Genomic DNA, 6,647 nt, shown 5'->3' with positions numbered 1-6,647 from the left:
ATTGTCCGATGGTGTAACTGGCAACACGACTGATTTTGGTTCAGTAGAGTCTAGGTTCGAGCCCTAGTCGGACAACAAGTTTTATAGAAAACACAGATAATTAGCTTACTTGACTAAATCGGGTAAGCTAATTGTTTAATCAATACCTATTAACTCACTGATATGGCTAACAACAACGAAGTAAAATTATTTTCGGGAACAAACTCACGTTACCTTGCCGAAAAAATAGCTGAAGAATATGGTCAACCGTTAGGTGATTGTACCATTTCGAAATTTAGCGATGGCGAGTTTCAGCCAAATTTTAATGAGAGTGTGCGTGGTGCTGATGTGTTTTTAATTCAATCTACTTTTGCCAACAGCGATAATTTAATGGAGCTTTTAATGATGATTGACGCTGCAAAGCGTGCATCGGCACATTATATTACTGCAGTTATTCCTTATTTTGGAATGGCGCGCCAGGATAGAAAAGACAAGCCCCGTGTTTCTATTGGTTCAAAAGTAGTAGCTGATGTTTTAACAGCAGTTGGAGCCAGCCGTGTAATGACAATGGATTTACATGCGCCTCAAATTCAAGGATTTTTTGAAATACCGGTTGATCACATGGATCCATCGGTTATATTTTTACCATATATCAGAAGTTTAGCGAAAACAGACAATTTAATTATTGCTTCGCCAGATATGGGTTCAACAACAAGAGCCCGTACTTATGCAAAAGCTTTAGGTATTGATATGGTAATTTGTGACAAAGAAAGACGTAGAGCAAATGAAATTGCTGCTATGACCTTAATTGGTGATGTAAGCGGAAAAGATGTAGTAATGGTTGATGATATTATTGACACAGGAAGTACATTGGCTAAAGCTGCAGGTTTAATGAAAGAAAAAGGTGCTTTAAGCGTAAGAGCCTTTTGTACTCACCCGGTTCTTTCAGGTAAAGCCATCGAAACTATTGAAAATTCGGTAATTGATGAATTAGTAGTTTGCGATACCATCCCTTTAAGAACCCAAAGCCCTAAAATAAAAGTACTAAGTTCTGCCAAGTTATTTGCCGATGCTATTCGCAACGTAAATGAACACGGTAGTATTAGTTCATTATTTGAAATACAACAAAAATAAAATATAAATTAATTATTAACCAAAAAGCAAAATTAGTATCGGATAACCGAAATGGGTTTTGCCAATCAAAAAAAAGAAAAAGGAGAAAAACAGTATGAAAACAGTAGCAATGTTTGGTAACAAACGTGACAATTTAGGTAAATCAAGTACAAAAGCAGTAAGAGCAGCAGGACAAGTTCCTTGCGTATTGTACGGAGGAAAAGAACATTTGCATTTCACAATGTATGAAGCTGATTTCAAACTTTTAGTTTATACTCCAAATACTTATAAAGTACAATTAGATATTGATGGTACAGTAATAAAAGCAGTATTAAAAGATATCCAATACCACCCGGTTAATGAGTCAATTATTCACGCTGACTTTATGGAATTAAACGATAACAAAGAAATTGAAATTCCAATTCCTGTTAAATGTGTTGGTAATTCAGTAGGTGTTCGTCAAGGTGGTAAATTGATGATTAAACAACAAAAATTAAGAGTTAAAGGTTTACCGGCTAATTTACCAGAATCAATTGAAATTAATATTGATAATTTAGAAATTGGTAAATCAATTAAAGTAGGCGATATCACAGTAAACAATATTGTATTATTAGATTCACCTAACAATCCGGTTGTTACCGTTAAAACGACTAGAGCAGCAGTATCTGCAGCTACAGAAGAAGCAAAAGGTAAAAAGAAATAGTCTCAAAAAGATTATGAATAGAAAAAAGAGGTTACTTTTAGTAGCCTCTTTTTTTATTTAAGCTTCTTTGTAAAATAGTTTTAAGTCTGTTTACCGGTAAATTTTATATAGAGTCAATACAGAAATATTAAGGCATAAAAAAAGGTTAGCTTAAACAAGCTAACCTTTTTTGTTAGAAACAATATTGCTCTATTACTTAACCATAAATTTCTGAGTGAAGCTTTTGTTGTTTGTATTCACCACTGCAAAATAAATGCCTTGGCTAAAATTGCTTAAATCAATATCAACTAAGTAATCAGCAGTAGTATGGCTATAAACCAATTGTCCTTGGATATTGAAAACCTGGTAAGTTTTAGATTCAAAATTTAAAGGCATATCCAATTGAATGCTTACCGTTTTAGAGGCCGGATTAGGAAATACCAGCATGGTATTTTTAGTTTCATCCATGTCATTCACACTTAATGGTGCTTGGCCTGTAAAGTGTTGTGTAATAAAAGTACCAAAATCAGCATTGTAAGTTTTTAATACACGGTACGGATTAGTAGCTGTAATACGTAAGCTTCCACTACCTGTATTAGCTGATGATGCCCAAAAGCTTAATCCGTCCTTGCCTGCATCGTCAAATTGAAAAGTATAACAACCGTAACCAATATTTACTGTATCTAAATGGCGTGTGCTTGTTTTGGTAAATAATTTTGAAGCAATAGTATCACCATTTTCATTTTTAATTATCCAACGGTTTTCTCCCGGCAGTTTATTGGTAGTTGTTTCTATAATAATCTGGCTGGGGAAAGTAGGCGGGCTTACAATATTGCCTACCTGTAAATTGTTATTGGTAGTATTTTCATCTGTTGCTCCATTTGGACTTTCCACCCACACTTTAAATGTTTTTACGTTAGCATCCCATTGAATATAGCCTAAGTCAATAGTAGATGTTGCACCAAACGGAATGTTCCCTTTCCAAACAAAAGAATTAATGCGTTTATCGCCTGACTGGTATTTAACCGTAAAAGAGGTTAAAGGGTTTTTTCCATTGTTTTTTACGGAAACTCTTGCCGCCTGGCAAGAAGGATTTAATCTTTGGTATCTGAAATCATTGCTAGGCCATAATATTTCCTGTAAGCCTACTTCGTTGTTATAACTGTAATCTTTGTAATGTATAAGTGTAGCCATTACCTGATAACCGGCACTACCATTGGCAACAAAATCTTCAAAATCAATATCTACATTATTATTGCCTGATTGTGTATTTAATTCGTACTCGTAAGGAGCTATTTGTTCTCCAGGGCACCAATTTGCTCTATCGTAAATCCAAGTTCCTCCTTGGTTAATAATAGCATTTTTACCACAATCATCTTTCCAAACCAATTGTTCAGCTATTTGTGTATTGTTTAGTTTTAAGAAATATTTTTTGGCACAAAACTCAGAGCATCCTTCGTTGTTCTCTCCTCCATGGCCTGTAACCGTTAAGCGAAGTTTTATGGATTTAGTGCCGGCATCTTGGGTAAATGCTTTAGCAGGTAAAAAATTATCAATTGGGTTTGATGTATTGCCATAAGGGAAATAACCTTTGTAAATGTTTTCAATTTTTGCTACTTCTCTGTTAGGTGTTCCTTCAATCATTTCAAAGTCTACGGTGGCTGTAAAACCATAACTGTAACCAGAGTAATCCATTCTTATCTGAACTGAATCTTTCAATTTGCCCGCAAAATCAGTTACATCAAATACATAAGTGTATTGGAAGTTTTTATTAAAAAATTTAGCGTAAGGAGTAATCATACGTCCTAATTCATAATCGTTTATTATGTCAAAAACCTGGTAATATGTGCGCATGGCTTTTGCAATATAACTAGCACTGTTTTTAACCAAGGTAGAATCAGTAGCAACACCACTGCCATTATAATTAACACGGTAATAGGTAGGCCAAACTTTTAGCGTATCTGTAACCAAAGTCGGATTGCTTGTGTTGTTGTATAATAAAACAACTATTGCATTTTGTTTTGTGCTATCAGCCGTTTGAGTGGTTGTATTGAAAAAATATTTATAAGCTGTATCGGTTAAATAATACAAGGTGTCCGGAGTGGTTGATTGGCCAACAATAGTATAATTGGGGGCTTGTTTCTGTGTGGAGTCTTTTAAACCGGTATTTTCTCTTACCAATAGAGTATTGGTATAATCCCATTCACATTGTCCGTTACTTAAACACCCTAAGGTGTATTTCATAATTATTTTCTGATATTTTTTAGCACCATCAGGAAACTTTACCCATGCGTCAAAATTCCCATAATGATTCATGTCTAGTTTATCAAAGGCTCTTATTTTAGTAGTGTCTCCGTTCAGAGCATTTGTGTTATGAATAATGGAAAGTAAGAATAGGATAAGGTAAATTTTTTTCATTTTGTTGGTATTTAAAAGGCAGCAAATTAAAAAATACTTTCAATATTTGAGTATAAAGATTTATTTGCATAAAAAATCGCTAACCAATGAAAAAATTAAACATATTCATTTTATTAACTTTAATCTCAATAGGAGCAAGCGCTCAGTTCGGTTTTTACACTAAAAAGGCGGAAATCGAAAAATTTAAAGAAACAAAATTGATAGTCGTATTGTTTTTTGATAGTGCCTACAATGCCGCTATTGAACAAGCTGTTATACGCCATTGGAGATACTCGCCATATGAAGTAGCTTTTGACAATGATTTGACAAAATACAAAAAAGAAAATGTAGCTTATTTGGTTTTTAGTAAATCAAAAGGAAGTAAAAATAAAGCCAAACTATGTAGTGCTGAAGAAGATTTTAATGGTTTGATGATTTTAAACAAATTTAAACGCAAAGCCATACCGGAAGAAATTATTGCACAGGCATTTTGCAGCAATCAAATTGATACTACCGATTGGGATGCCGAATTGCAAAGAGGGGTACAAATGTTAAATAACTATTTTGAGTACGCGGCAAAAGCAGAAAGAGATGCAGATATATCACCTTCTAAAATGATCAGCAATTACCCTTCAGATAAAAACCAATTATTAGATAAAAAATTATTGGTTGAAGATAAAATGCTGGAATTAAAAGGAAAGAAAGATGCCGCTGATATATATGATGGAGAAGTAGAAGAAGTAGACAGGGATGTTATTGCTAAAGCTGTTATCGACCAGGACAATGCCTTAGTATATTATCTTTGGGTAAAAGATGAAAGATATTGCAATAAAATGGTAATAAGCGCTCAGAATAGTGAGTTAATGTATTATGTGGTTTCCAGTCCGGATAATTGTAAACTGAACAAGTCTGATTTAGAAGCGTTGAATAAAATTAAGAAGACTGTAATGAAACAAAACAGTAAATAAAAAAAGGAGCCAATCGGCTCCTTTTTTATGACATAAACTTTTTAAAATAACACATCGTTATACTCATCAGTTTTGTCGAAAAAACTTTTTGCATAGGGACAAAGCGGCATTATTTTTAAATGGTTTGCTCTTGCAAAATCAATAGCTGCTTTTACTAGAATTTTCCCTAAGCCTTTTCCTTCCTGTCCGGGATTAACTTCGGTGTGGTTTATAATAATTTTATCAGGTCCGGCATAAACGTATTCAAGCTCGGCAATGGTTGAGCCGTTTTCTTCTATGAAGAAATTTCCTTTGGTGTCGGTTTGTTTATTTTTAACTTCCATAATAGCAATGTAAAATTGATTGGAACAATGCTACACATATTTGTACTTTTCGTCAAGTAAATTATGATGAATTATAACCAACATTTTGCCTTACTATACATTTACCATATACAGTGTATATTATAATTTTTATTTCAAATCAAATTACTTTTCTTTTGAAAAGAGCGGTTAATTTATTCAGGAATACGTTATAACGACATTGATAACTTATGATTTTACAAAAAAACGATACAATAGGCATTGCTGCCACAGCCCGACATATTGATGAAGCTACTATTGCCAATACCGTTCGGTTGCTGGAGTCGTGGGGATTGAAAGTAAAATTAAGTTCAGCGTTGTTTGAGCGCGATAATGCTTTTGCCGGGAACGATGCAAGCAGGGCCAAGGCCTTTAACGAATTGTTGTTGGACGGTGAAGTAAAAGCTATTTTATTGGCACGTGGTGGTTATGGTACCATTCGTATTATTGACGATATTGATTTTTCCGGTTTTGCTGAGAACCCTAAATTAATTATTGGTTTTAGCGATGTAACAGTTATTCATGCACACATTAATAAACATTATCCAACACCAACATTACATGCTTGTATGCCTATAACCATGCAGGGTGATTATTACAATGAAACAACCATAAGTAGTTTGCAAAATGCACTGTTTAACAATAAAATTAATTACACGTTTGCAAAGCATCCTTTAAACAGAAATGGTAATGTAGAAGCAAAATTAGTAGGCGGTAATTTATCTGTTCTATATAGTTTACTGGCAAGCGATAGTTTAGTTAGTTTTGATGATTGTATTTTGTTTATTGAAGACATAGGAGAATACTATTACCACATTGACAGAATGATGATTGCTTTAAAAAGGGCAGGTAAGCTGGCTAAGTTAAAAGGATTATTGGTGGGTGGTATGAGTAGTATGAACGAGAATGCGCCTCCTTTTGAGTTTAACAAGGATTGTTATCAAATTATTAGTGAAACGGTGGCTGAATACAACTATCCCGTTTATTTTAGTTTTCCCGCAGGACACGAAGCACTGAATGTTGCTATCAGACTGGGTTCGCTTTGTACATTGCGAAGTGATGCTACCCAAGTTTACTTTGAACAATAAATTTTCTTTAAACACGTTATTTACTTTCCCACAAACACAAAATTAGCTTGTTGTTTGTGGGCTAATTTAATTACTTGCA

Annotated in this window: 6 protein-coding genes and 1 tRNA gene; 5 read left to right on the top strand and 2 right to left on the bottom strand. The window is 34.0% G+C overall.

From position 1 onward, the window contains the following. The first annotated feature begins 2 nt into the window (after positions 1–2). The 3 genes from V4538_11595 to V4538_11585 all read left to right on the top strand — a co-directional run bounded on the left by V4538_11595 (position 3) and on the right by V4538_11585 (position 1,795). Positions 3–75, top strand: a tRNA-Gln gene (locus V4538_11595). Positions 76–162: 87 nt separating this feature from the next. Further along, entirely contained in the window at positions 163–1,113 is a 951-nt protein-coding gene (locus tag V4538_11590; protein ID MES2381678.1) for a ribose-phosphate pyrophosphokinase, read from the top strand. 94 nt (positions 1,114–1,207) lie between these two features. After that, complete coding sequence (locus V4538_11585; GenBank protein ID MES2381677.1) at positions 1,208–1,795, top strand: 50S ribosomal protein L25/general stress protein Ctc; 588 nt, start codon at positions 1,208–1,210, stop codon at positions 1,793–1,795. Positions 1,796–1,987: 192 nt separating this feature from the next. Here the strand turns inward: V4538_11585 and V4538_11580 are convergent, their stop codons facing one another. Further along, positions 1,988–4,192 carry a peptide-N-glycosidase F-related protein gene (locus V4538_11580; GenBank protein ID MES2381676.1) on the bottom strand — a complete coding sequence of 735 codons (2,205 nt, stop codon included), beginning with the start codon at positions 4,190–4,192 and terminating at the stop codon, positions 1,988–1,990. 86 nt (positions 4,193–4,278) lie between these two features. On the opposite strand from V4538_11580, the gene V4538_11575 reads away from it, so the two are divergent. Next, positions 4,279–5,139, top strand: a complete 861-nt coding sequence (locus tag V4538_11575) for a hypothetical protein (GenBank protein MES2381675.1) — start codon at positions 4,279–4,281, stop codon at positions 5,137–5,139. Positions 5,140–5,180: 41 nt separating this feature from the next. On the opposite strand, the gene V4538_11570 is transcribed toward V4538_11575, so the two are convergent. Next, positions 5,181–5,462 carry a GNAT family N-acetyltransferase gene (locus tag V4538_11570; GenBank protein MES2381674.1) on the bottom strand — a complete coding sequence of 94 codons (282 nt, stop codon included), beginning with the start codon at positions 5,460–5,462 and terminating at the stop codon, positions 5,181–5,183. Between the two features lie 209 nt (positions 5,463–5,671). On the opposite strand from V4538_11570, the gene V4538_11565 reads away from it, so the two are divergent. Then, a complete protein-coding gene (locus V4538_11565; protein MES2381673.1) occupies positions 5,672–6,568 on the top strand; it encodes an LD-carboxypeptidase in 897 nt (298 codons plus the stop codon). Positions 6,569–6,647: the final 79 nt, after the last annotated feature.

It is taken from the genome of Bacteroidota bacterium, from assembly GCA_040388375.1.
GTDB lineage: Bacteria > Bacteroidota > Bacteroidia > UKL13-3 > UKL13-3 > JAAFJM01.
This window is presented reverse-complemented; position numbering and strand designations above follow the sequence as displayed.

Excerpts from the sequence above, each read along its gene's own strand:
- V4538_11590 (MES2381678.1), top strand. The coding sequence starts at position 163 with ATGGCTAACAACAACGAAGTAAAATTATTTTCGGGAACAAACTCACGT.
- V4538_11585 (MES2381677.1), top strand. The coding sequence starts at position 1,208 with ATGAAAACAGTAGCAATGTTTGGTAACAAACGTGACAATTTAGGTAAA.
- V4538_11580 (MES2381676.1), bottom strand. The coding sequence starts at position 4,192 with ATGAAAAAAATTTACCTTATCCTATTCTTACTTTCCATTATTCATAAC.
- V4538_11575 (MES2381675.1), top strand. The coding sequence starts at position 4,279 with ATGAAAAAATTAAACATATTCATTTTATTAACTTTAATCTCAATAGGA.
- V4538_11570 (MES2381674.1), bottom strand. The coding sequence starts at position 5,462 with ATGGAAGTTAAAAATAAACAAACCGACACCAAAGGAAATTTCTTCATA.
- V4538_11565 (MES2381673.1), top strand. The coding sequence starts at position 5,672 with ATGATTTTACAAAAAAACGATACAATAGGCATTGCTGCCACAGCCCGA.